23 protein-coding genes and 1 riboswitch are annotated in these 21733 nt (G+C 71.2%); of the genes, 12 read left to right on the forward strand and 11 right to left on the reverse strand.

Annotated elements, in window-relative coordinates:
- Positions 1-15: 15 nt before the first annotated feature.
- Entirely contained in the window at positions 16-1368 is a 1353-nt protein-coding gene (locus tag ACWDEW_RS08460) for a class II 3-deoxy-7-phosphoheptulonate synthase (RefSeq protein WP_450510822.1), read from the forward strand.
- Positions 1369-1520: 152 nt separating this feature from the next.
- Entirely contained in the window at positions 1521-1754 is a 234-nt protein-coding gene (locus tag ACWDEW_RS08465; protein ID WP_381242025.1) for a (2Fe-2S)-binding protein, read from the forward strand.
- 6 nt (positions 1755-1760) lie between these two features.
- Here ACWDEW_RS08465 and bfr read toward each other — a convergent pair whose 3' ends face one another.
- Positions 1761-2237, reverse strand: coding sequence for a bacterioferritin (bfr, locus tag ACWDEW_RS08470; protein ID WP_019067787.1), 477 nt, complete (start codon positions 2235-2237; stop codon positions 1761-1763).
- A gap of 157 nt (positions 2238-2394) precedes the next feature.
- Between bfr and ACWDEW_RS08475 the strand changes: the two genes are divergently transcribed.
- Positions 2395-3009: a sulfite oxidase-like oxidoreductase gene (locus ACWDEW_RS08475; protein ID WP_450510824.1), complete on the forward strand. Its 615-nt coding sequence runs from the start codon at positions 2395-2397 to the stop codon at positions 3007-3009.
- Positions 3010-3021: 12 nt separating this feature from the next.
- Here the strand turns inward: ACWDEW_RS08475 and ACWDEW_RS08480 are convergent, their stop codons facing one another.
- The 5 genes from ACWDEW_RS08480 to thiO all read right to left on the reverse strand — a co-directional run bounded on the left by ACWDEW_RS08480 (position 3022) and on the right by thiO (position 8282).
- Positions 3022-3906 (reverse strand): deoxyribonuclease IV, encoded by an 885-nt coding sequence (locus ACWDEW_RS08480; RefSeq protein WP_450510826.1) that lies wholly within the window; start codon positions 3904-3906, stop codon positions 3022-3024.
- A gap of 34 nt (positions 3907-3940) precedes the next feature.
- Positions 3941-5875, reverse strand: coding sequence for a Stk1 family PASTA domain-containing Ser/Thr kinase (pknB, locus tag ACWDEW_RS08485; RefSeq protein WP_450510828.1), 1935 nt, complete (start codon positions 5873-5875; stop codon positions 3941-3943).
- 239 nt (positions 5876-6114) lie between these two features.
- Positions 6115-6909 carry a thiazole synthase gene (locus ACWDEW_RS08490; RefSeq protein WP_450510830.1) on the reverse strand — a complete coding sequence of 265 codons (795 nt, stop codon included), beginning with the start codon at positions 6907-6909 and terminating at the stop codon, positions 6115-6117.
- 3 nt (positions 6910-6912) lie between these two features.
- On the reverse strand, positions 6913-7113 hold the full coding sequence (gene thiS / locus ACWDEW_RS08495) for a sulfur carrier protein ThiS (protein ID WP_450510832.1): 201 nt from the start codon (positions 7111-7113) through the stop codon (positions 6913-6915).
- The gene (thiO, locus tag ACWDEW_RS08500; RefSeq protein WP_450510834.1) at positions 7110-8282 is read right to left on the reverse strand and encodes a glycine oxidase ThiO; all 1173 of its coding nucleotides are present in this window, start codon (positions 8280-8282) and stop codon (positions 7110-7112) included. Before thiO ends, thiS begins: the two co-directional genes overlap by 4 nt.
- Positions 8280-8391, reverse strand: a riboswitch (TPP riboswitch). Its footprint overlaps the gene before it by 3 nt.
- Before the next feature lie 52 nt (positions 8392-8443).
- On the opposite strand from thiO, the gene ACWDEW_RS08505 reads away from it, so the two are divergent.
- The 6 genes from ACWDEW_RS08505 to ACWDEW_RS08530 all read left to right on the forward strand — a co-directional run bounded on the left by ACWDEW_RS08505 (position 8444) and on the right by ACWDEW_RS08530 (position 13360).
- A complete protein-coding gene (locus tag ACWDEW_RS08505) occupies positions 8444-8797 on the forward strand; it encodes a hypothetical protein (RefSeq protein WP_450510836.1) in 354 nt (117 codons plus the stop codon).
- 28 nt (positions 8798-8825) lie between these two features.
- On the forward strand, positions 8826-10055 hold the full coding sequence (locus ACWDEW_RS08510; RefSeq protein WP_450510838.1) for an NAD(P)/FAD-dependent oxidoreductase: 1230 nt from the start codon (positions 8826-8828) through the stop codon (positions 10053-10055).
- Positions 10056-10119: 64 nt separating this feature from the next.
- The gene (locus ACWDEW_RS08515) at positions 10120-10491 is read left to right on the forward strand and encodes an Rv2175c family DNA-binding protein (protein ID WP_019067778.1); all 372 of its coding nucleotides are present in this window, start codon (positions 10120-10122) and stop codon (positions 10489-10491) included.
- A 117-nt stretch (positions 10492-10608) separates the two neighbouring features.
- Positions 10609-11265: a thiamine phosphate synthase gene (gene thiE, locus ACWDEW_RS08520; RefSeq protein ID WP_450510840.1), complete on the forward strand. Its 657-nt coding sequence runs from the start codon at positions 10609-10611 to the stop codon at positions 11263-11265.
- 110 nt (positions 11266-11375) lie between these two features.
- Positions 11376-12299, forward strand: coding sequence for a methylenetetrahydrofolate reductase [NAD(P)H] (metF, locus tag ACWDEW_RS08525; protein ID WP_362982953.1), 924 nt, complete (start codon positions 11376-11378; stop codon positions 12297-12299).
- Positions 12300-12355: 56 nt separating this feature from the next.
- Positions 12356-13360: an SCO2102 family sporulation regulator gene (locus ACWDEW_RS08530; RefSeq protein ID WP_450510842.1), complete on the forward strand. Its 1005-nt coding sequence runs from the start codon at positions 12356-12358 to the stop codon at positions 13358-13360.
- A 3-nt stretch (positions 13361-13363) separates the two neighbouring features.
- Here the strand turns inward: ACWDEW_RS08530 and ACWDEW_RS08535 are convergent, their stop codons facing one another.
- From ACWDEW_RS08535 to ACWDEW_RS08555, 5 genes are all read right to left on the reverse strand, one after another.
- Positions 13364-14875: a phytoene desaturase family protein gene (locus ACWDEW_RS08535; RefSeq protein WP_450510844.1), complete on the reverse strand. Its 1512-nt coding sequence runs from the start codon at positions 14873-14875 to the stop codon at positions 13364-13366.
- A 45-nt stretch (positions 14876-14920) separates the two neighbouring features.
- Positions 14921-15547 carry a DUF4126 domain-containing protein gene (locus ACWDEW_RS08540; protein ID WP_450510846.1) on the reverse strand — a complete coding sequence of 209 codons (627 nt, stop codon included), beginning with the start codon at positions 15545-15547 and terminating at the stop codon, positions 14921-14923.
- A 367-nt stretch (positions 15548-15914) separates the two neighbouring features.
- A complete protein-coding gene (locus tag ACWDEW_RS08545) occupies positions 15915-16544 on the reverse strand; it encodes a TetR/AcrR family transcriptional regulator (RefSeq protein ID WP_450510848.1) in 630 nt (209 codons plus the stop codon).
- Between the two features lie 62 nt (positions 16545-16606).
- Positions 16607-18691 carry a YhgE/Pip family protein gene (locus ACWDEW_RS08550; RefSeq protein ID WP_450510850.1) on the reverse strand — a complete coding sequence of 695 codons (2085 nt, stop codon included), beginning with the start codon at positions 18689-18691 and terminating at the stop codon, positions 16607-16609.
- Positions 18663-19355, reverse strand: coding sequence for an ATP-binding cassette domain-containing protein (locus ACWDEW_RS08555; RefSeq protein WP_450510852.1), 693 nt, complete (start codon positions 19353-19355; stop codon positions 18663-18665). The genes ACWDEW_RS08550 and ACWDEW_RS08555 overlap by 29 nt, the downstream gene beginning before the upstream one ends.
- 169 nt (positions 19356-19524) lie before the next feature.
- Here ACWDEW_RS08555 and ACWDEW_RS08560 point away from each other — a divergent pair, with 169 nt between their 5' ends.
- The 3 genes from ACWDEW_RS08560 (at position 19525) to ACWDEW_RS08570 (ending at position 21669) form a co-directional block, all read left to right on the forward strand.
- On the forward strand, positions 19525-20064 hold the full coding sequence (locus tag ACWDEW_RS08560; protein WP_450510854.1) for an SAV_6107 family HEPN domain-containing protein: 540 nt from the start codon (positions 19525-19527) through the stop codon (positions 20062-20064).
- A 161-nt stretch (positions 20065-20225) separates the two neighbouring features.
- The gene (locus ACWDEW_RS08565) at positions 20226-20996 is read left to right on the forward strand and encodes a methyltransferase (RefSeq protein WP_450510856.1); all 771 of its coding nucleotides are present in this window, start codon (positions 20226-20228) and stop codon (positions 20994-20996) included.
- Between the two features lie 277 nt (positions 20997-21273).
- Positions 21274-21669 (forward strand): DUF3040 domain-containing protein, encoded by a 396-nt coding sequence (locus ACWDEW_RS08570; protein WP_019067767.1) that lies wholly within the window; start codon positions 21274-21276, stop codon positions 21667-21669.
- Positions 21670-21733 lie beyond the last annotated feature (64 nt).

Here is a 21733-nt window from a genome sequence, read left to right on the forward strand (position 1 = left end):
CGTAATGTTGAGGACGTGACCGTGAACGCTAAGACCAGCGCCAGCGCTGGCAACACCTGGCGAGACCTGCCCGCGGCGCAGCAGCCCGAGTACCCCGACACCGAGGCTCTGCGCGCAGTGATCGCGGACCTCGCGTCGTATCCGCCGCTCGTCTTCGCGGGCGAGTGCGACCAGCTGCGTGCCCGGTTGGCGGCCGTCGCCAAGGGAGAGGCGTTCCTCCTCCAGGGCGGCGACTGCGCCGAGGCCTTCGACGCGGTGTCCGCCGACCAGATCCGCAACAAGCTCAAGACCCTGCTCCAGATGGGCGCCGTGCTGACGTACGCCGCCTCGGTGCCGGTCGTGAAGGTCGGCCGGATCGCCGGCCAGTACTCCAAGCCGCGCTCCAAGCCCACCGAGACCCGCGACGGCGTGACCCTGCCGACCTACCGCGGCGACTCCGTCAACGGCTTCGCCTTCACCGAAGAGGCCCGTATCCCGGACCCCGAGCGCCTGAAGCGGATGTACAACGCGTCCGCCTCCACGCTCAACCTGGTGCGTGCCTTCACCACCGGCGGCTACGCCGACCTGCGCCAGGTGCACGCCTGGAACCAGGACTTCGTGAAGTCGTCCCCCTCGGGCCAGCGCTACGAGCAGCTCGCGCGGGAGATCGACAACGCGCTGAACTTCATGCGGGCCTGCGGCACGGACCCGGAGGAGTTCAAGACCGTCGAGTTCTACTCCTCGCACGAGGCGCTGCTGCTGGACTACGAGTCGGCCCTGACCCGGGTCGACTCCCGCACCGGCCGGCTCTACGACGTCTCCGGGCACATGGTGTGGATCGGCGAGCGCACGCGGCAACTGGACGGCGCGCACATCGAGTTCGCCTCCCAGATCCGCAACCCGATCGGCATCAAGCTCGGCCCGACGACGACCGCCGAGGACGCGCTGCAGTACATCGAGCGCCTCGACCCGGACCGCGAGCCGGGCCGGCTCACCTTCATCGTGCGGATGGGCGCGGACAAGGTCCGCGACAAGCTGCCCGAGCTGGTCGAGAAGGTCACCGCGTCCGGCGCGACCGTCGCCTGGATCACCGACCCGATGCACGGCAACACGTACGAGGCGGCCTCCGGTCACAAGACCCGCCGCTTCGACGACGTGCTCGACGAGGTGAAGGGCTTCTTCGAGGTCCACAAGGGCCTCGGCACCCACCCGGGCGGCATCCACGTCGAGCTCACCGGTGACGATGTCACCGAGTGCGTGGGCGGCGGCGACGAGATCTTCGTCGACGACCTGCACCAGCGCTACGAGACGGCCTGCGACCCTCGCCTGAACCGCAGCCAGTCCCTCGACCTGGCCTTCCTCGTCGCCGAGATGTACAGGGACCAGTAACCGTTTCACCTGTTACAGCAGAGTGCCGTGGGGCGGGGATCACATACGATCCCCGCCCCACGGCACTTTTGCGGGACCTGCGCGGCGGGTAAGGTTAGGTTAGCCTCACCGATTGTCGGGATGGCGCGACTGATTTCGAACCCGCCCGGGAGGTGACCCGCGTGTACGTCTGCAACTGCTTCGGTGTGACCGAGGCGCAGGTCGCGAAGCACGCGGAGGGCGGTGCCTGCACCCCCCGGCAGATAGCGTCGGCCTGCAAGGCGGGCACCGACTGCGGGTCGTGCGTACGCCGTATCCAGGCACTGCTGGGCCGGGGCGCCTGCCCCCGCCGTGAGCTGGCCGACCAGGGCGAGCCGGTCCTCGCCGAGCTGGAGGAAGCCGCGTAGCGGACCCTAGCTGGGCTGCTCGATCTGCTGCGCGATGTAGAGCGCCTCGCCGAGCTGCTCGATCAGCTGGAGCTGTGTGTCGAGGTAGTCGATGTGGTGCTCCTCGTCCTCAAGGATGTCCTCGAAGATGTTCGCGGACGTGACGTCGCCCTTCGCGCGCATCACCTCGATACCCCGCTTGAGGCGGTCGATCGCCTCGACCTCGACCTGCCGGTCCGCCTGGAACATCTCGGTGACCGTCTGACCGACCCGGACGTGGAACAGCCGCTGGTAGTTGGGCAGGCCGTCGAGCATCAGGATGCGCTCGGTGATCCTGTCCGCGTGCTTCATCTCGTCGATGGATTCTTCACGCGTGTACTTGGCGAGCTTGGTCCAGCCATTGTTGTCCTGGATGCGGTAGTGCAGCCAGTACTGGTTGATCGCGGTCAGCTCACCGGTGAGCTGCTCGTTCAGGAATTCAAGGACCTCGGGGTCGCCCTGCATTGCAGAGGCTCCTTCCAAAACGGGGGGACTGGCGGGTTGCGCCGCATGATTGCACCGGCGCGAAGACGTCGTCCAGTAAGTGCATGCTTAGTAGGAGTTGCCCGAATCCGCCCAGAGCCGGTCATGTGCACCGCCCCCCGTCTGTCAGGATGGAGCCATGGGTCAGAGAGGGGTCGAACAGTCCGAGCTGCCGCCCGGCCAGCGACTTCAGCGCGGCTGGCCGGTCACCCACTACGGCCCGGTGCCCAAGTTCCGCCCCGAGCGCTGGGAGTTCAGCGTCTTCGGCGCCACCGCCGACGGCGAGAAGCACTGCTGGAACCACGAGGAGTTCACGGCGCTGCCCTACGACTCGGTCGTGGCCGATCTGCACTGCGTCACGAAGTTCAGCATGCTGGGCGCCGAATGGGGCGGCATCCCCGCCCGCACCATCCTGGAGACCGCCCCGCCGTCACCGGCCGTCACCCATGTCATGGTCTGGGCCGAGTACGGCTTCAGCGCCAACCTCCGGCTCGCCGACTTCGCCGCCGACGGCACCATCTTCGCCACCCACAAGGACGGCGAACTCCTCACCGCGGAACACGGCTTCCCGCTCCGCCTGGTCGTCCCGCACCTGTACGCCTGGAAGGGCCCCAAGTGGGTCCGGGGCGTCGAGTACATGACGGCCGACCGGCGCGGCTTCTGGGAGGAACGCGGGTACCACAACGTCGGGGACCCGTGGAAGGAACAGCGGTACTCGTACCAGGAGGGACCCGGCGAGGGCCCGGAGCTGTAAGCCCCTTCGCGGCTACGAGTCCCTGAGCTTCTTCAGCCGCTCCACGTCCGCCGCGTGCCCTTCCCTGCCGCCGGGCGTCTCGATGATCAGCGGTACGCCCTCGGTCGCCGGGTGGGTCATCAGCGCGCGGAACGGATCCTCGCCGATGTGCCCGGAACCGATGTTCTCGTGGCGGTCCTTGTGAGCGCCGACGACGTCCTTGGAGTCGTTGGCATGGATCAGTTTCAGCCGTCCCTCGCCGACCGTGTCCACCAGCAGGTCGAGCGTCTGGTGCATCCCGCTCGGACCGGTCAGATCGTGCCCGGCGGCGAAGATGTGGCAGGTGTCCAGGCACACGCCCAGCTTCGGATGGGCGTCCAGCGCCTCGAAGTACGGCCCGAAGTCCCAGGTCCGGGAGCAGAGGGAGGAACCCTGGCCGGCCGTGGACTCCAGCAGCAGGAACGGGTCGTCGTCGTGGGTCAACTCGTCGAGCAGCGGCAGCAGATGCTCCCGCACCTGGGCCAGCGCCACCGCCCGCTCCCGCCCGCCTGTCGCACTCCCGGTGTGCACGACCACACCGAGCGCGCCGATCTCCCGGCCCCGCCGCAGCGAGTGCCGCAGCGACTCGACGGACTTCTCCACGGTGGCCTCGGTGTGCGAGCCGAAGTTGATCAGGTACGGGGCATGCACGTACGCCGGGATGGACTCGGCCTCGCAGACCGCGCGGAACTCCTCGTCCTGGCGCGGGTTCCCGGCCGGTGTCGCCCAGCCGCGCGGGTTGGCGACGAAGACCTGCACGGTCTCGGCAGCCAGCTCACGGGCGTAGGACAGCCCCACGGAGTGGAGACCGCCGGCCACCGGGACATGGCCGCCGACGGGGTTGCGGGAAGGGATGCGGGAGGGGGACGCGCTGCTCACCCGTCCAGGGTGTCACGCGCGCGTGCCGCCCCGGTCACCGGATGGTGATCGTGATCGTCGACCCCTTGGGAGCCTGCTCGCCCGCGTCCACGGACTGGCTCTTGACGGTGTCGCCGAACAGGCCGAGCAGTCCGCGGTCCTCCTTGACCTCGAAGCCGGACTCCTCCAGGAGCTTGGTCGCGGCGTCCACGCTCGCGCCGACCACGTTCGGGACCTCGACCATCTCCGGGCCCTTGGACAGGGTCAGCGTCACCGTGTCGCCCGCGGCGGCCTGGCTGTCGCCGGCCGGGGTCTGCCGGGCGACCTGGCCCGCGTCGTACTCCGAGGTGACCTCGGTGTCCGACACCTTCACCGTGAGACCGGCCTCCTGGAGGTCCGACTTCGCCTGGTCCAGGTCCTCACCGGTGACGTCCGGCACGTCGACCGCGCTGCCCTTGCTGACGGTCAGCGCTATCGCGGAGCCCGCGTGGCGCTCGGTGCCCGCCTCGGGATCCGTGCTGATCACGAAGCCCTTGGGGACATCGTCGCTGAACTCCCTGGTGACCATGCCGGCCGCCAGCCCGTCCGTCTTGAGCAGGGCCCGCGCCCTGGCCAGGGCGTAGCCCGTCAGATCGGGCACCTTCACGGTCTCGGGTCCGTCCGAGATGGTCAGGGCCACCGAGTCGTTGTCCCGGATACGGGCGCCGGCCACCGGGTCGGTGCTGATGACCGTGCCGCGCTTCACGGTGTCGCTGTAGGCGTGCTTGACCGACTTGACGTCGAGACCGGCCTCCTGGAGCCGCTCCTTCGCCTGCGCCTCGGTCTTCGCGAGGAGCGGCGGGACCTTGGTGAACTGGCCGGAGTTGATGTACCAGACGCCCGTCCCGACCCCGATGATCAGCAGCACGGCGGCGATGATCGCCAGCAGCCCGCGCCGGGGCCGCCGCGCGTCGCGCCGCCGGGGCGGCAGCGGCGGCCCGCTCTCGAACCGGCTGGTCCGGTTGAACGGGTCACCGCGCTCGTCGTCCTCGTTGACCGGCAGCGGACGCGGCACGGTCAGCGAGCGCGGGATCACACTCGTACGGTTCTCGGAGTCGGGATGCTCCGAGGTCAGCGCCTGCGGTGGCACCGCGTCCAACTGCTCGTCGCTCAGCCCCGCCCGCGCCTCGCGGACCAGACCGAACAGCGAGACCGCGTCGTACGGCCGGATGTCCGGCGTGCGCGCGGTGGCCGTGGCGACCAGCTCGTCCAGCTCGTACGCCAGCCCCGGCACGAGGGCCGAGGGCGGCGGGACGTCCTCGTGCAGATGCTTGTAGAGCACGATCGCGGGGGAGTCCCCGTCGTGCGGCTTCTGGCCGGTGAGCATCTCGTACAGGACGACACCGCACGCGTACACGTCGACCCGGGGGGACGCCGTGCCGCCCTCGATCTGCTCCGGCGCGAGATACGAGACCGTGCCGAGCACGTTCTCCGTGGTGCTGGTGACCGTGTCCACGGACCGGACCAGCCCGAAGTCGGCGACCTTGACCCGGCCGTCGTCCCCTATGAGCACGTTCTCCGGCTTCATGTCCCGGTGCACGAACCCGGCCCGGTGCGCGGCACCCAGCGCGGCCAGCACCGGCTCCAGGATGTCCAGCGCGGCCCGCGGCTGCAGCGCCCCGCGCTCGCGCAGCACGTCCCGCAGGGTGCAGCCGGCGACGTACTCCATCGCCAGATAGACGTACGCCCCCTGGGCGCCCTGGTCGAAGACCTGCACCACGTTCGGATGCGCCAGCCGCGCCACCGACTTGGCCTCGCGGATGAAACGGTCCACGAAGGAGGCGTCGGCCGCCAGCGTCGGGTGCATCACCTTGAGTGCGAGAACCCGGTCCAGGCGGGTGTCCACGGCCCGGTAGACCGTGGCCATCCCGCCGACGGCGATCCGCGCGTCGACGCGATAGCGGCCGTCGAGCAACTGCCCGACGAGAGGGTCATGAAGGGTCGTATCCACGCAGGTGAGTGTACGAGCCGAGGCAGACAGCGCCCCCTTTTCGGCCAGGATCGGGGCTTTACTGCAGCGGACCTGTGACGGATCGCACGCACGGGCGGCAGCCGGCGGCGAGGCACCTTCACAGGTGAGGTCCGCTTTTCGACGGATCGCACGCACGGACGGCCGCCGACGGCGAGGCACCCCCGCAGGAGGTGTCCACTTTTCAGCCGACCGCAGACGGGCGGTGCGCGGGTGGGAGATCAAAAGGCCGGGCGCTCCGGGTCCAGCCGCGCCAGCCCCTCCGCAGGAGAAGACGCCTCGGCGAAGTGCCTGCGGGGGATACGCCCCGCCCGGAACGCCAACCGCCCCGCCTCCACCGCACTCCGCATGCCGGAGGCCATCAGCACCGGCTCCTGCGCCCGCGTCACCGCCGAGGCGAGCATCACCCCCGCGCACCCCAGCTCCATCGCGAACGCCGCGTCGGACGCCGTACCGGCCCCCGCGTCCAGAATCACCGGTACGCGCGCGTGCTCGGTGATCAGCTGGAAGTTGTGCGGATTGCGGATCCCGAGCCCGGAACCGATCGGCGATCCCAGCGGCATGATCGCCGCGCACCCGACGTCCTCCAGCTTCCGCGCCAGCACGGGATCGTCGTTCGTGTACGGCAGCACCGTGAAGCCGTCGTCGACCAGGGTCTCGGCCGCGTCGAGCAGTTCGATCGGATCAGGGAGCAACGTGCGCTCGTCCGCGATCACCTCAAGTTTGACCAGTGCCGTCCCGAGCGCCTCCCGCGCCAGCCGGGCCGTCAGCACCGCCTCGCCCGCCGTGAAGCAGCCCGCGGTGTTGGGCAGCACCCGGATGCCGAGCCGCTCCAGGACGGACAGCACCGAACCGTGCACCGAAGGGTTCACGCGTCGCATCGCGACGGTCGTGAGTTCCGTCCCGGAGGCCACCAGCGCGCGCTCCAGGACGTCGAGGCTGGGCGCGCCCCCGGTGCCCATGATCAGCCGGGACGTGAAGGACGTACCACCGAGGACGAAGGGGTCGTCGGCCATGGGTCAGCCTCCTTGGACGGCGGTGAGGACCTCGACGCGGTCCCCCTCGGAGAGGGAGGTCGAGGGCCACTCCGCGCGCGGGACGACGGTTTCGTTGAGGGCGGCGGCCACCCCGGAGGGCGACGGGGCCAGGGTGCGCACCAGGGCGTCGAGAGCCGTGCCGAGTGGGATCACCCGGGGCTCCCCGTTGACGGAGACGTTCATGCGGGCTGCTCCACAAGTGCCGTGTGTTCTGTGCGGGCGAACCGCTTCGGGGTGAACGGGCTTGCCTCGTCCGGGAGTTCACCGGTGGCCAGCGCGTGTGCGAGGGCGTCACCGGTGACCGGCGTGAGCAGTACGCCGTTGCGGTAGTGCCCGGTGGCCAGCAGCAGCCCAGGGAGTGCGGTCGGGCCGAGCAGGGGCGCGTTGTCGGGGGAGCCGGGGCGCAGGCCCGCCCGGGTCTCGGTGAGCGGCAGTTCGGTGATCCCGGGGACCAACTCGTGGGCGTCGCGCAGCAGTTCGTAGACACCGCCGGCGGTCACCGTGGTGTCCCAGCCCAGTTCCTCGCTGGTCGCGCCGACGACCAGTTCGCCGTTCTCGCGCGGCACCAGATAGACCTGGCTGCCGCGCACCACGGCCCGCACCGTCCGGCTCAGGAACGGCGCGTACCGCTCCGGCACGGTCAGCCGCAGCACCTGTCCCTTCACGGGCCGTACGGGCGGCAGGACGTCGTCGGGGACCCCGGCCAGCCGTCCGCTGAGGCTGCCGCCGGCGAGCACCACCTGGTCCGCGCCCAGCACGTCCCCCTCGCGCGTGACGACCCCCGTGGCGCGGTCCTGACCCACCGTGAGCCGCTCGGCCCACGTCCGGTGGAGGGCCACCCCGGCACGCTCGCACGCGGCCACCAGCGCCCGCGTCAGCCGCCGCGGGTCGACCTGGTGGTCCCCGTCGACCCGGAGCCCCCCGCGCACCCCCGGCGCGAGCATCGGCTCCAGGCGCCGGCACTCGCGCCCCGACAGCCACTCGGAGTCCAGCCCCGACTGCCGCTGCAGGGCGTGCAGTTCACGGAGGTGGGCGCGGTCGTCGGCGTCCAGCGCGACGGCGAGGGTGCCGCAGCGCCGGTAGCCGAGGTCGAGGCCGGTGAGGTCGGTCAGCTCGGCCGCGAAGTCCGGATAGCGCTGCGCCGAGGCCAGGTTGAGGGCGAGCAGGGTCTGTTCGCCGTAGTGCAGTTCCGTGACGGCGGCCAGCATCCCGGCGGCCACCTGCGCGGCCCCGCCGCCCGGCTCGGGGTCCACGACGGCGGTGGCGAACCCGCGTTGCGCGGCCCGCCAGGCCGTGACCAGGCCGATGATCCCGCCCCCGACGACGAGGACGTCTGACGTACGTGTAGGCATGGGCGTCCAGCCCCTCCCTTCGCCGGCATGACCCGGATCAGGTTCGTACGGTCGGAGGCCGCCAGCCTCCCTCTCAGCCCGGTGCGTCCGGACTCCCGCGAGTGCTTGTACGTTGGCCACCCTAGCCCGTACCCCATGTCCCAGTAAGGGAGCCTCCGTCCATGGCCCGCTCGCTCGACGGTCTCGTCCTCGCCCCGGTCGCGGACCAGGCACCCGGTCAGGTCGGCACCCGCACCCGGTTCGCCTACCACGAGAAGGACGGCGAGATCTGGGCCGAGTACACGGGCGGCGACGTCGTCCGCGGACATCTCGTCGGCACGCGCGCGGGGGACCGCCTCGACTTCCGGTACGTACAGCTGAAGACGGACGGGACGACGTCCTCCGGGCACTGTGTGTCCGAAGTGGTCGAGTTGTCCGACGGTCGTGTCCGCCTCGACGAGACCTGGGAGTGGGAGTCGCAGCCGGGCAGCGGGACGAGTGTTGTGGAACAGGTCACTGAACGACCCCCTGCCTGACGATTTGTCAGGTGTCTATGGTGATCGGATGAGCGAGCAGACACCGGAACAGGTCGTGGGGACGGGACGGCGCGTGGTCGTCGTCGGCGCGGGCATGGCCGGGGTGCAGACCGCGGTCGCCCTGCGCGAACAGGGCTTCACCGGCACCGTCACCCTTCTCGGCGCCGAACCCCATCAGCCCTACGACCGGCCCCCGCTGTCCAAGGCCGTGCTGCTCGGCAAGGCCGAGGGCTCCGCCTTCGACGTCGACTTCGAGGCACTCGGCATCGAACTCCGGCTCGGCCGCGAAGTGGTGGGCCTGCGCCCCGGAGACCATGAACTGGACACCGCCGAGGGCCCGGTGCCCTACGACGTCCTCGTCCTCGCCACCGGCGCCGAGCCGATCCAACTCCCGGGCGCCGACGCCATCCCCGGGGTGCACCTGCTGCGCACCCTGGACGACGCCGAGCGGCTGCGGCCGGTGCTCGCGCGGCAGCACGACATCGTGGTCGTCGGCGCGGGCTGGATCGGCGCCGAGTTCGCCACCGCCGCGCGCGAGGCGGGCTGCGCCGTGACCGTCGTGGAAGCCGCCGACCGGCCGCTCGCCGGCGCCCTGCCCGCCGAGGTGGCCACGCCGATGGCCGCCTGGTACGCGGACGCGGGAGCCGTACTGCGCACCCACACGCGCGTGGAGCGCGTCGAACCCGGCGCCGTGGTCCTCGACGACGGCACCCGGCTGCCCGCCGGAGCCGTCGTGGTCGGCATCGGCGCCCGCCCCGCCACCGGCTGGCTCGCGGACTCCGGCATCGAGCTGGGCGCCCACCGCGAGGTCGTGGCCGACGACCGGCTGCGCACCTCGGTGCCGGACGTGTACGCGGTCGGCGACTGCGCCTCCTTCCCTTCGGGAAGGTACGGCGAGCGACTTCTCGTCCACCACTGGGACAACGCCCTCCAGGGCCCGCGCACGGTCGCCGCGAACATCGTCGGCCAGACCCCGGCGGTCTACGACCCGGTGCCGTACTTCTGGTCCGAGCAGTTCGGCCGCTTCGTCCAGTACGTCGGCCACCACGCGTCCGCCGACACGATCCTGTGGCGCGGTGACCCGGCCACCCCGGCCTGGACCGTCTGCTGGCTGCGCGGGGACCGTCTGGTGGCCCTTCTCGCGGTCGGCCGCCCCCGTGACCTGGCCCAGGGCCGCCGCCTGATCGAGTCGGGCACCCCGATGAATACCGGGCCGCTGGCCGACCCGTCTCTCCCGATGAAGGCGGCTATCGCCTAGTTCGTGACCCCGAGTCGGACCGGCCCGGCTTCCGACTGTCAGTCCGGGATGGCACGCTGTTTACGTGACCGAGATTGACGCAAAGATCGATGCTCTCGTCCCCGCCTGGCTCACGCTGCCCGACATCGCAGAGATGCTCGATGTCGAGGTGACACGCGTGCGGCAGCTGGTCAAGGAGGGCCAAGTCATCGCCGTACGGCGTGGTGAGAACCGCGCGCTGCACGTCCCCGCCGCCTTCATCGACGGGGCCGAGCAGAAGGTCGTCAAGGGCCTCACCGGGACCCTGACGCTCCTGAGGGACGACGGCTTCTCCGACGAAGAGATGCTGGAATGGCTCTTCACCCCCGACCCCAGCCTGCCCGGCACCCCCGCGCAGGCCCTGAGCGAGAATCGCGGCACGGAGGTGAAGCGCCGCGCCCAGGCGCTCGCCGTCTGACCCGGACGACCGGCTGACCCGGACGACCGACCGGTGTACGGGCCGCGGCGCGCCCGCCCGCGGCCCGTACACGGCACCACCGCGCACCGACGACGAACGACAACGGGGGACACCGCCATGCCCGACACCGCAGCCGCCGTACGCGCGGAACTCGCCGACGCCCGGGTCTACCTCTGCACGGACGCCCGCAGACACCAGGGCGACCTCGCCGAGTTCCTGGACGCGGTCCTGGCGGGCGGGGTCGACATCGTGCAGCTGCGCGACAAGGGCATGGAGGCCGCCGAGGAGCTGGAGCACCTCCAGGTGTTCGCCGACGCCTGCGCCCGGCACGGCCGGCTGCTCGCGGTCAACGACCGCGCGGACGTCGCCCACGCCGCCGGCGCCGACGTACTGCACCTGGGCCAGGGCGACCTCCCGGTCCCCGCGGCCCGCGCGATCCTCGGCGACGCCGTCCTGATCGGCCGCTCCACGCACGCGGAGGCGGAGGCCGCCGCGGCCGCCGTCCAGGAGGGCGTGGACTACTTCTGCACCGGCCCGTGCTGGCCGACCCCCACCAAGCCCGGCCGCCACGCCCCCGGCCTCGACCTGGTCCGGTACACGGCCGCCCTGGGCACCGACCGCCCCTGGTTCGCCATCGGCGGCATCGACCTCGGCAACCTCGACGAGGTGCTCGAAGCGGGCGCCCGCCGGGTCGTCGTCGTACGGGCGATCACCGAGGCCGACGACCCGGGCGCGGCGGCGGCCGAGTTCGCGAAGCGGCTGCGGCAGCTCTGAGAGCCGTCCGGGTGTCGCGCTGTTGTCCGGTGGGTGGACAAGAGGACGACAAATCAGGCAAATTTCCGGTTCCGGTTGGGTGACCGCCGTCCCCTGACTAACCTGCGGGTATGGCCTTCGGAATCGCATCCACCAGGACTGATCGCGCACGGAAGGTGCGCGACATGCTCGCGACCGGCAAGAACACGTACTCGTTCGAGTTCTCCGCGCCGAAGACCCCCAAGGGTGAGCGAAGCCTGTGGAGCGCGCTGCGGAGGGTCGAGGCGGTCGCCCCCGACTTCGTCTCCGTGACCTACGGCGCCGGCGGTTCGACCCGCGCGGGCACCGTCAAGGAGACCGAGCAGATCGTCGCCGACACCACGCTCACCCCGGTCGCCCACCTCACCGCGGTCGACCACTCCGTCGCCGAACTGCGCAACATCATCGGCCAGTACGCCGACGCCGGGATCCGCAACATCCTCGCCGTGCGCGGTGACCCGCCCGGCGACCCCATGGCCGACTGGGTGGCGCACCCGCAGGGCCTGACGTACGCGGCCGAACTGGTCCGGCTCATCAAGGAGTCGGGCGATTTCTGCGTCGGCGTCGCCGCCTTCCCGGAGCTGCACCCGCGCTCCCCGGACTGGGACACGGACGTCCGGCACTTCGTCGACAAGTGCCGGGCCGGCGCCGACTACGCGATCACCCAGATGTTCTTCCGCCCGGAGTCCTACCTTCGCCTGCGCGACCGCGTCGAGGCGGCAGGCTGTGCCACACCGGTCATCCCCGAGGTCATGCCGGTGACCAGCGTGCGGATGCTGGAACGGTTGCCGCAGCTCAGCAACGCCGTCATCCCGGACGCTCTGAAAGAGCGAATCCTCACAGCCAAAGACGATCCGGCGGCTGTACGCTCGATCGGAATCGACTTCGCCACGGAGTTCTGCGCCCGGCTGCTGGCCGAGGGAGTGCCCGGACTGCACTTCATCACGCTCAACAACTCCACGGCGACGCTGGAAATCTACGAGAACCTGGGCCTGCACCACCCACCGCAGGCCTAGACCGGCCGCCCGGACATACGACACACTGCGTAGCGGCCACTGGGAGAGGGGCGTACATGGGCTGGACGGTCCTCTACATCGCGTTCGGCATCGTCGCACTGTGGTTGCTCGGCGAGGTGCTGCTGCAGTACAAGGCGCGACTGCGCTGGCGACTGCTCGCCTTCGTCGGCTTCCTGGGCGTCGTGCTCGGCGTCCTCATGCCCTCCGTAGTCGTGATCGGACTGGGCGCGGTGGCCTTCGCCATCGGCCAGACCTACGTCACCCTTTCGTTCCGCCGCGGCTTCGAAGCCGGCTGGGCGGTCTCCGGTCGACCGGGCGTCGGCGGCTTCATGCGCCGCGGCGGCGAACCGGACGAGCAGGACCCGGGCCTCGACGCCTCCGGTCTCGACTCGACCGGCTCTCAGCCCGCCTTCCAGGAGTACGGCCAGAACAAGTCCGACTTCGGCGCGGACGACGACTACGACCGCGACGACGTCTTCACCCCGAGCCGCCCGCTCGACCCCACGGCCGCCGAGACCACCTCGGTCTACGAGCCACAGCCCCTGCCGGACGACACCGGCTCCTACGGCGTCTACAGCGCCACCGCCTACGCGAACGCCGCCGACCCCAACTACGCGGGCACGGACCAGGCCTACGCGGCAGCGGCGGCCGGCCAGACCCAGGACCAGGCCTACTCGGCGGCCGACCAGCAGCAGTACGGCTACGACACCTACACGGGCTACGACCAGCAGCAGTACGGCTACGACACGACCGGCCAGCAGCAGTACGCGGCCTACTCCGACCCGTACATCGGCACCCAGACCTACGGCGGCGCCACGTACGACACGGGCTACGACGGCCAGCAGCAGTATCCCCAACAGGGCTACACGCAGGACCAGTACGGCAACGGCGGCTATGTCGGCGAGACCCCGGCCGACGGTGTGTGGGTCCCGCAGCAGCGCAACGACGAGACCTACGGCGGCGAACTCCCGGCGGACCAGCAGTACTACCAGGGCGACGGCCAGCAGCAACAGCAGCAGCCGCAGTCGGGCCCCGGCTACGACGAGCAGTACCGTTTCTGAAGACTACTGAGACCCTCTGAACTGCGGTCCCTCCACGATCAGTCCGGCCACCAGCGCCCCCGACATACCGGCGTGCGGGAGCCCGCCACCGGGGTGGGCCCAGCCGCCGACGCGGTAGAGACCGGGCAGACGTGTGGTGTTCGAGGGGTGCAGGAAACGACCCCGGCCGGCGGCGAGCGACGGGGCGGGCACAGCACCGAAGTGGGCGCCCGTCTCGTCCTCCGTGTGATCGGGGGTGCGCACCTCGTGCCAGAGCAGGCGCTCCCGCAGACCCGGTACGGCGGACTCGGCGGCCTTGAGGAGGAAGTCGGTGTACCGCCGGACCGTGCCCTCCTCCCCCCAGCCGGCCTCGCCCGACAGCACCGCGGACACCACCGCCGACTCGTGCTCACCGTCCGGCCGCAGCGCGGGGTCGTCGGGGCGCAGCACCGTCACCGTGGGGCAACGGGGTTCGTCGCCGCCCGGGGAGGCCAGGAAGTCCAACTCCGCCTCGCGGTCCGGGGCGTGGACCACCGTCCGATGGACGGCTCCGGCCTCGCGCGGGCCGCGCAGGGCCAGCAGCAGCGTCAGGCGTGCGGGCCTGGGCGAGACCCGGTCGGCGCGTACGTCACCGTCCTCGTCCAGCGGATGTTCCGTCAGGGCCCACAGGCGCACCGGGTCCACGTCGGCGACGACATGGTCCGCGTCGACCACGGTCCCGTCGGCCAGCTCAGCTCCCGCCGCCCGCCCGTCCTTCTCCAGGACCCGGGTGACCTCGGCCCCGAAGACGAACTCGACCTTCCGCGCCAGACACCGCTCGTACACCGCGCGCGCCAACTCCCGTATGCCGCCCCGCACATACCAGGTACCGAAGGCGTGCTCCATGTACGGCAGCACAGCCGCGCTCGCCGGAGTGGAGCGGGGTTCGAGGCCGTACGCGAGGGCGTGGCTCTCCAGGAGGGCCGTCAGGCGGTCGTCGCGCAGCTCCCAGGTGCCGATCTCGGCGAGGGTGCTCGCCCGGCGGGTGCGCAGCAGCTTCTTGTGCGGGACCGCCGGATAGGGCTCCTGGTCCGCCAGCACCGACCAGTTGGGCCACAGGGGCTCCTCCAGGAGGGGCCTGCGGGTGCGGTCCCAGGCCTCGCGGGCCCGGATCAGGAAGTCGCCCCAGCGCTGCCCCGCGCCGCCGCCCAACGCCTCGTCCAGGGCCGCGACGACGCCCGCGCGGGAGGCGTTCGGCAGCGACACCTCCGTGCCGTCCGCGAAGACGTGCCGCGAGGACGGGTCCACCTGGACCAGCTCGACCAGGTCCTCCAGCGGCTCCTTGCCGGTCTTGACGAACAGGTCGCGGTAGACCGCGGGCACGGGCAGCAGCCCGGGGCCGGTGTCGAAGGAGAAGCCGTCCCGCTCGAAGCGGCGCACCGCACCGCCGTACGTCTCCGTACGCTCGTACACCGCCACCCGGTGGCCCGCGACGGCCAGCCGGGCAGCGGCCGCCATCGCGCCCATGCCGGCGCCGATCACCGCAATCCGTGCCATGCCTGCGACTTTATCGGCCGCCACCGACAGTCCGGTCACGGGCCGTCACCACGGCGGCCGGTCCGGCGGCCCTCCCACCTGCGCGGCCAGCCGTTTCTCCTCCCTGCGCTGGGCCCGGCGGCGCAGGAAGCGGCGGATCCGCGAGACCAGGAAGAACAGGACCGTCAGCCCGGCCGCCAGCAGTACGGCCGCGATGATCGCCGCCGCCTGCGGATGGAACATCGCGAACGCGACGATCCCGCCGACCCCGAGGTCCTCCGCGAGACTCATGATCACGTTGCTGAACGGCTCCGGCGAGGTGTTGATCGCCATCCGCGTCCCGGCCTTGACCGTGTGGCTGGCGAGCGCCGTGGAGCCGCCGATCAGTCCCGCCGCCACATCGTTCAACGATCCGCTGTGTCCGGCGAGCACCGCGCCGACCCATGCCCCGGCGGCCGGCCGGATCAGGGTGTGCACGGAGTCCCACATCGAGTCGACGTAGGGGATCTTGTCGGCGACCGCCTCGCACAGGAACAGCACGGCCGCTGTGACGAGGACCTCAGGGCGTTGCAGCGACTCGGGGACGGCGTCGCTCACCCCGGTCGCGCCGAAGACACCGAGCAGCAGCACCACCGCGTAGGCGTTGATGCCGCTGGCCCAGCCGCTGGTGAAGACCAGGGGGAGTACGGACACGGGGGCGATAGTAACCACTCGGCAACAGGGCGTCCTGGGCCTGAGTGCGCACGGCTGAGTATGCGTACCTAGGGAGTGAGATGAGTACGCGCGCGGATGGGCCGCGACCTGCGCGAACGAGAGAGTTGGAGACACGGAAAGGGGCGCGGCTCCGGTACCGCCGACACGGGGCGGCGGAACGGGGCCCGCGCCCTTGGCCGCTCCTTCCGCCGGAACATCGGCGGAAGCGAGGCACGGGGGAACCCAGGGGGACTGACTGACGGGGGTTCCAACAGGGGGAACGTACGGGGGAAGCACAAGGGAGCGCCGGTTCGGGGCGGCCCGCGGGGGACGCGGCCACAACGGACCGGCGCTTCTGTGTGTGCCCTCAGCGGCCCCCGCTGACCCGCCCCTGGAGCAGCCGGGACAGCGCCGAGTGGACGTCGTCCAGGGAGCGCTCCGGCTGGAAGGACTGCCAGTCCAGAGCGGCCACCAGGACCATCCCGACCAGCGCCGCCGCGGTCAGCCGGACATCGATCTCAGGGCTGAACTCGCCGTTCGCCACGCCCGCGTGCAGCACGTCCTCGATGGCCGCGTTCACCTGCTGGCGCACCACCATGAGCGTGGACTGCCAGGCGCGGTTGGTGCGGTAGAGCTCGGCCACGTAGAGCTGTGTGAAGGACGGGTAGCGGGCGATGAAGCCGAGGCCCGCGCGGATCATCGCGTCCAGGGCGTCCACCTTGCTGCCGCCGTCCCGCGCGGTCTGCTCGGCGGCCTCCCTCAGGGATGCGGTGAGAAGGCCCACTCCGTGTCGCAGCAGCTCCTCGAAGAGGACGGACTTGCTCGCGAAGTTGTAGTAGACGGTGCCCTTCGCGACCCCGGCACGCTCGGCGATCTCGTCCACCGTGGTGGCCGAGAAGCCCTGTTCGGCGATGAGCGTGACGGCTGCCTCGTAGAGCTTCTGCCGGGTGGCCTCGCGGCGCGTGCTGCCGCCCGACGGGGTGCTGCTGCTTTCCATGGGCTTGATTGTCACAGGCCCGGCTCCTGCGGTGGGCACGGGTGTCGAGGTCCTGGACGAGGTCACAGGCTCAGCTCCGGATGCAGCCGGTCCAGTGTCCACATCTGGCGGCGGCGCGCCGACAATGCGGTCAGCGCGAGTGCCCCCGCGGTGAAGGCGACGAGCACCACGCACGCGTGCCACACGGGTTCCAGGCCGCCGCCCGTGATGAGCCTCCGTAGGGCCTCGACGACGTAGCTCATCGGCAGGAAGGGGTGGATCGCGTTGAAGAAACCCGGGCTGGTCTGCACCGGGTAGGTGCCGCCCGCCGACGTCAACTGGAGCATCAGCAGGGCGAGTACGAGGATCCGGCCCGCCGCCCCGAAGCGCGCGTTCAGCCACTGCACGAGTGCCGCGAAGCACGCCGTCACCAGGAACAGGAAGCCGACCGTGCCGGCCGCGTGCGTCATCTGCAGACCGATCGCCCAGTGCAGTACGGCCATCAGGGCCGCCGTCTGGAGCACCCCGACCGCCACCACCGGAAGCCAGCCCGCGAGCGCGATCCGGCGGGCCGGGGCACCGGCGGCGAGCGCGCGCCGGTTCATGGGCGCGATCAGCATGTACGCGACCATCGCGCCCACCCACAGGGACAGCGGGATGAAGTACGGGGCGAATCCAGTGCCGTAGTTGGGCGCCTTGTGCAGGTCCTGGGAGGCCAGTTGGACCGGGTCGGCCATGACCCCGGTGCGCTGGTCGCGGTCCTGCTTGTCGTAGTCGGGGATCTGGGCCGCGCCGTCGTGCAGTCCGCCGGCGAGCTTCCCGGAGCCGTCGACGAGCTTGTACAGGCCGCCGCTGAGGTCCACGGCGCCCGTCTTCAGCTTGCCGACCCCGGTGTCCAGGGCGGTCGCGCCGGTCTTGGCCGTGCCGAGCCCGGTGTGCAGCGTCTTGGCGCCCGCGGCGACCTTCCCCGCACCCGCGTTCAGCTTGTTGATCCTGGCCACCGCGTCGTCGAGGTCCTCGGAGAGGTGCGGTGCGCGGTCGGCGAGAGCCTGGGCCTGCGTCTGGAGGGTGCGCAGGTTCGTGTCGAGCTTCTTCAGGTCGCCGTTCTGGTCGGCCACCAGGCTGTTGACGTCGTCGGCGACCTTCGCCACGTCCGAGGCTGCCTGGGCGGCCTTCTTCAGGTCGGGGCAGGCCGCGTCGTCGAGGACGGCGGTTTCGCAGCGCGCCCTGTAGACGTCGTCCAGGGTGTCCGAGGCCGCGTGCGCGCCCTTGGCGGCGACCGGGGCCGCCTTCACCAGGGTGCCCAGGTTGGCGCGGATCGTCCTGGCCGAGTCGGCGACCAACTGGGCCGTGTCCCCGATGGTCTTCTCGTTGTCCTTCAGGAAGGGCCCCACCTTGTCGGCGACCCCGTTGACCGTGTTCGCGAGGGTCTGCGTCCCTGCCGCCACCTGCTGCGAACCGTCCTCCAGGTCGCCCGCGCCCGTGTCGAGCTTCTTCAGGCCCGTGGAGAGCTTCCCGCTGCCCTTCTTGGCGTCCTTCAGGCCGTCCGCGAGATCCTTGGAGCCCGCCTCGGCCGTACCGATCCCGCCCTTGAGCCTGTCGGCGCCGTCGGCCGCCTTCACGGTCTGGCCGTGGATGTCGGAGAACGACACGAAGATCCGGTCCAGGAAGGTCCGCGAGGCCTTGGTGGACGCGGCCGAGCGCACCTCGCTGAACACCGTCCGGGAGATCTGCCCGACGATGTAGTTGTTCGCGTCGTTCGTGCGCACCTGGAGCGCGCCCGTCTCGGGGGAGTCGCCCGCACTGGAGGCGATGCGCCGGCTGAAGTCGGCCGGCATGGTCAACGACAAGTAGTACGTGCCGTCCTCGACGCCCTTCCGCGCGGTGGCCGCACTCACCTCGTGCCACTCGAACGTCCTGCTGTCGAGCAGCCCTTGGGTGATGGTGTCGCCGGCGGCGAGCTTCTTCCCGTCGGCGGTGACGCCCTTGTCGTCGTTGACGAGCGCCACGGGGATACGGTCCAGACGGCCGTAGGGGTCCCAGAAGGACCACAGGTACAGCGCGCCGTACAGCAGCGGCAGCAGCAGGAGGGCGACGAGCGCGGCGCGCGGCAGCTTGCCCCGGCCGAAACGCCGTAGCTCAAGCGCGGCCAGTCGTGGCGCGTGCATCGGCCTTCTCCGTTCCTTCGGCGGACACTGCCACGACAGTCGTTCCGGAATCCGCGAGGGACCTCAACAGGTCCCAGATCTCGGCCCGTTCGTCGTCCGAGAGCTTGAGATCGACGTCGTCCACGGCGAGCAGGGCCGGCCGCCCGATGAGCGCCAGCGCGATGGACAGCCGCAACTCCTGCGGCCGTTCCAGATCCCGTACGGCGGTCCGGGCACCCTTGGGCAGCGCCTCGGGGTCGAAGCCGGCGGCGGTGACGGCGTCCTCGATCCGCAGTCCCGTCTCGACCGCCCGCTCGGACCGGGGCCGCAGCAGCTCGCGCACGGAGTCCCCGAACCGCAGTTGCAGCACGGCCCGTTCACGCAGATGCTCCCCGACGGTCAGTGCCGGATCGAGGTCGGTGACCCCGGCGACATTGGCCAGCGCGCCGACCCGCCGTACGGCGGCCGACTGCTTCGGCAGCGTCAACGCGCCCACGCGGGCGGTCCCTTCGGACGCCTTCATGCGCCCGGTGAGCGCGAGCAGCAGGCTCGTACGCCCGGACCCCGACGGCCCCTCGACGGCGATCAGCGACCCGGGCCCGGCGTCCAGGGAGATCCCCCGGAACGCCCAGCCGCGCGGCCCCTTGACCCCGAAGTCCTCGGCCGTGACTCCGACCCCACCCACGGTTCCCCATCCCTTGTTGCCGAACTATTTGAACTGACTGGTCAGTGCAAAAACTAACCCGAACCTTCGATCGAAGCAAAAGCGCAGGTCAGAACGGATTGTCAGTGCCATACCTCACGATGGGCACATACGGCACCAGTGCCGTCACACAGACGACAGGAGGTTCGTCATGGCCAACTCGTCCGCAGCCGCCGCCCGTCGGCGCCGCGCCCCCGGCCCTGCCCCCTCACTGACCGGCCCGGCGAGCGACGTACACCCCGTGCTCCGCCGGGCCACGGCCCCGCCCGCCGCCCTCGACCTGCTCGCCCAGGCCCGCGCCGGACTGGACGAGGCGGCCGTCCTCGAAACGCCGAACGAGCGTTACGCGACGGCCCACCTCGCCGCCCTGCGCACCGCCGCCGCGGTACTCGCCGCGCGCGTCCAGCCGGAACCCACGGCCCGGCGCCGCGCCCGCATCCGCAGCGCCTGGGAAGTACTTCCCGAGATAGCACCCGAACTCGCCGAGTGGAGCGCCCTGTTCGCCTCCGGTGCCCGGCGCCGCGCCCGGGCCGAGGCGGGCATCCAGGGCGCGGCGACCCGCCGGGACGCCGACGACCTCATACGCGACGTGGCGATGTTCCTCCGCCTGGTGGAGCGGATGCTCGTCCTCCAGCCGGTCCTGCCCCAGCCGCGCCAGGACCCGGAGCAGCCCGGGGGCCGCGCCGGGTGAGCCGGCGGTGTTCCGCCGCGCGAGACACATCACCGGGTACGGCACCGGAGGCAATAGGGTGGAGGGCGCCTGAAGCCCTCCCTCCGCCCGCCTCCGGGCCGGGGAGGCAGCCCGTTCGCTCCGCCGTGCACAGGCGGTGCCGCGCCGAGGAGTCAACTGCCGTGTCGGACCCGAGCCGCCCCCGCGCCTCCCTCCGTACCGCCGTGGTCTGGGACGTCCTTCAGGACGCCCTCGACCGCCGGGTCAAGGCCACGGGTCGGGACGCGCTGGACGTCCTCGACACCGGAGGCGGCAGCGGCAACTTCGCGGTGCCCGTCGCCCGCCTCGGCCACCGCGTCACGGTCGTCGACCCCAGCCCGAACGCGCTGTTCGCGCTGGAGCGCCGCGCCGCCGAGGCCGGTGTCGCCGACCGTGTGAAGGGCGTCCAGGGCGACGCGCACGGCCTCTTCGACGTGGTCGAGCGCGGCGGCTACGACGCGGTGCTGTGCCACGGCGTCCTGGAGTACCTCGAGGACCCCGCCGAGGGTGTCCGCACGGTGGTGGCCGCGCTGCGCCCCGAGGGCGTCCTCAGCCTGCTCGCCGCCGGACTCGGCGGTGCCGTCCTCGCGCGCGCCCTCGCCGGTCACTTCACGGAGGCCCGCCAGGCCCTCGCCGACCCGAACGGCCGCTGGGGCGCCGCCGACCCCGTCCCGCACCGCTTCACCGCCGAGCAGCTCACGGCGTTCGTCGAGGGCGCGGGCCTGGACGTCGGCGCGGTGCACGGGGTGCGGGTCTTCGCCGACCTTGTCCCCGGTGTGCTCGTGGACACCGAGCCCGGTGCCCTGGACGCGCTGCTGAAGCTGGAGGCCGCGGCTGCCGAGCTCCCGGCGTACCACTCTGTGGCCACGCAGCTTCATGTGCTCGGCGAGACGCGGGGTGCCGGCGAGGCGTGAGTGGCCTCCCGTGACGGAGCCCTGATCAGGGGCTCGGCCGCACATGGAGTACGCCACAGGCCCCCCGATCGCGGGCCCGGCGCCGTATGATCGAGGGAGACCGCCCGGCATGACGGGACGGCCGCTGGGGAATGGAAGCTTCAGCGAGCCGGAACGGCCATGGCGGATTCCGGTTGGTCAATTGGCGTAGAGGGGCGGGTTTCACGGGGGCGATTCCCTGCCTATCCTGAAGGGACCCCCCGGGTCGCCCCGGCGACTGCACGATGAGGAGGACTCCGTGCCGCTCTCGGAGCACGAGCAGCGAATGCTCGAGCAGATGGAGCGAGCGCTGTACGCCGAAGATCCCAAGTTCGCGACAGCGCTTGAGGGAAGCGGGCTGCGCACGTACACCCGGCGACGGGTCTACCAGGCGGTGGCCGGCTTCCTCGTAGGTATTGCGCTCCTCATGGCAGGAATGGTCGCAAAGCAGATTTGGGTCAGCGTGGTGGGATTCCTCGTCATGCTGGGCTGTGCGGTACTCGCCGTGACCGGCTGGCGCAAGGCTCCGAAGCCTGGCGAACAGCCCGCCGCGGGCGCTCCGCACGCCCGACGCCAAGGACGGCAGCGGCGCTCGGTCATGGACCGTATCGAGCAGCGCTGGCAGCGCCGCCGCGACGAGCAGCAGGGCCAGTAACGGCGGCCCGGCTCCGCACGAAGCGGGACGCCCCAGAACACGAGTGAGGGGGTGACCACCGAAC

The sequence above is a fragment of the Streptomyces sp. NPDC001100 genome, from assembly GCF_053598575.1.

Coding starts and splice junctions, on each gene's coding strand:
- ACWDEW_RS08550 (WP_450510850.1), bottom strand. CDS start 18,691: ATGCACGCGCCACGACTGGCCGCGCTTGAGCTACGGCGTTTCGGCCGG.
- ACWDEW_RS08475 (WP_450510824.1), top strand. CDS start 2,395: ATGGGTCAGAGAGGGGTCGAACAGTCCGAGCTGCCGCCCGGCCAGCGA.
- thiS (WP_450510832.1), bottom strand. CDS start 7,113: ATGAACGTCTCCGTCAACGGGGAGCCCCGGGTGATCCCACTCGGCACG.
- ACWDEW_RS08560 (WP_450510854.1), top strand. CDS start 19,525: ATGGCCAACTCGTCCGCAGCCGCCGCCCGTCGGCGCCGCGCCCCCGGC.
- metF (WP_362982953.1), top strand. CDS start 11,376: ATGGCCTTCGGAATCGCATCCACCAGGACTGATCGCGCACGGAAGGTG.
- ACWDEW_RS08530 (WP_450510842.1), top strand. CDS start 12,356: ATGGGCTGGACGGTCCTCTACATCGCGTTCGGCATCGTCGCACTGTGG.
- ACWDEW_RS08505 (WP_450510836.1), top strand. CDS start 8,444: ATGGCCCGCTCGCTCGACGGTCTCGTCCTCGCCCCGGTCGCGGACCAG.
- ACWDEW_RS08510 (WP_450510838.1), top strand. CDS start 8,826: ATGAGCGAGCAGACACCGGAACAGGTCGTGGGGACGGGACGGCGCGTG.
- thiE (WP_450510840.1), top strand. CDS start 10,609: ATGCCCGACACCGCAGCCGCCGTACGCGCGGAACTCGCCGACGCCCGG.
- thiO (WP_450510834.1), bottom strand. CDS start 8,282: ATGCCTACACGTACGTCAGACGTCCTCGTCGTCGGGGGCGGGATCATC.
- bfr (WP_019067787.1), bottom strand. CDS start 2,237: ATGCAGGGCGACCCCGAGGTCCTTGAATTCCTGAACGAGCAGCTCACC.
- ACWDEW_RS08490 (WP_450510830.1), bottom strand. CDS start 6,909: ATGGCCGACGACCCCTTCGTCCTCGGTGGTACGTCCTTCACGTCCCGG.
- ACWDEW_RS08545 (WP_450510848.1), bottom strand. CDS start 16,544: ATGGAAAGCAGCAGCACCCCGTCGGGCGGCAGCACGCGCCGCGAGGCC.
- ACWDEW_RS08535 (WP_450510844.1), bottom strand. CDS start 14,875: ATGGCACGGATTGCGGTGATCGGCGCCGGCATGGGCGCGATGGCGGCC.